The organism is Halarcobacter mediterraneus, assembly GCF_004116625.1.
In the GTDB taxonomy this organism is placed as follows: domain Bacteria; phylum Campylobacterota; class Campylobacteria; order Campylobacterales; family Arcobacteraceae; genus Halarcobacter; species Halarcobacter mediterraneus.
Map to the genome: position 1 here is coordinate 1 of NZ_NXIE01000014.1, position 1,157 is coordinate 1,157.

Genomic DNA, 1,157 nt, shown 5'->3' on the forward strand with positions numbered 1-1,157 from the left:
TAAAACACCATCAATACCAATTCTTTCACAAATACCAGATGCAAAAACTTTCTTAATAACTGGATTCATTAATTGATACTTTAATGAAGAACTTCCCGCATTTAAAATGAATACTAACATATATCTTTTCCCTCTCTTTTAAAAATTAAATTAACATTGAGTTGCAGTAATAGCAACTAAATTTGCGATATCATCAACAGAACAACCTCTTGATAAATCATTAACAGGCTTGTTTAAACCTTGAACAACAGGACCATGAGCATGAGCACCCGCAAATCTTTGAACAAGTTTATAACCAATATTTCCAGATTGTAAATCAGGGAAAACTAAAACATTAGCTTTACCAGCAACCTTAGAATCAGGAGCTTTTTTAGCACCAATAGCTTCAACAATAGCAGCATCAGCTTGCATTTCTCCATCAAAAGAGAAATCAACATTTCTTTCAGATAAAAGATCAACAGCATATTGAACCTTGTCAACTAAAGGATGATTAGCACTACCTTTAGTAGAGAAAGATAACATAGCAACTCTAGGGTCTAAACCAACAACAGATTTAGCAGTAGCAGCAGTAGCACAAGCAATATCAGCTAATTGCTCAGCATTAGGCTCAGGAATAACAGCACAATCAGCAAAAAGGATTAAACCATTGTCCCCAAATTTACCATCAACTGTTTCCATAATGAAAGCAGAAGAAACAGTGTTAATACCAGGAGCAGTTTTAATAACTTGAATAGCAGCTCTTAAAACATCAGCAGTAGGAGAATTAGAACCAGCAACAAGACCATCAGCATCACCAAGTCTAACCATCATACAACCAAAGAATCTAGGTTCAGTAGTCATAATTTCAGTAGCTTCTTCCTTTGATAAGTTTTTAGACTTTCTTAATTCAACTAATTCATTAACATATTTTTCAATGTTTTCAAAACTTTTAGGATTGATAATAGAAGCACCTTCGATAGAAGCACCACAAGCTTGTGCATCAGCTTTTATTTTATCTTCATCCCCAATTAAAATAATATTAGCAGTTTTTTCTTCAAGAACCTTTTGAGCAGCTTGTAAAACTCTTTCATCTTCAGATTCTGGAAGAACTATTGTTTTTAGTTCTTTCTTTGCATTTTCTTTTATGTTCTCTATTAAACCCATATATCCGTCCTTTC

1 protein-coding gene and 1 pseudogene are annotated in these 1,157 nt (G+C 33.4%); both read right to left on the minus strand.

All coding sequences use genetic code 11. The features are described from left to right. Positions 1 to 120, minus strand: a pseudogene (locus CP965_RS13980) (acetate kinase); the annotation flags it as partial. A gap of 30 nt (positions 121 to 150) precedes the next feature. Continuing rightward, positions 151 to 1,157 (minus strand): phosphate acetyltransferase (pta, locus tag CP965_RS13985; protein ID WP_228712736.1); only part of this gene is annotated, 1,007 nt, incomplete at its 5' end.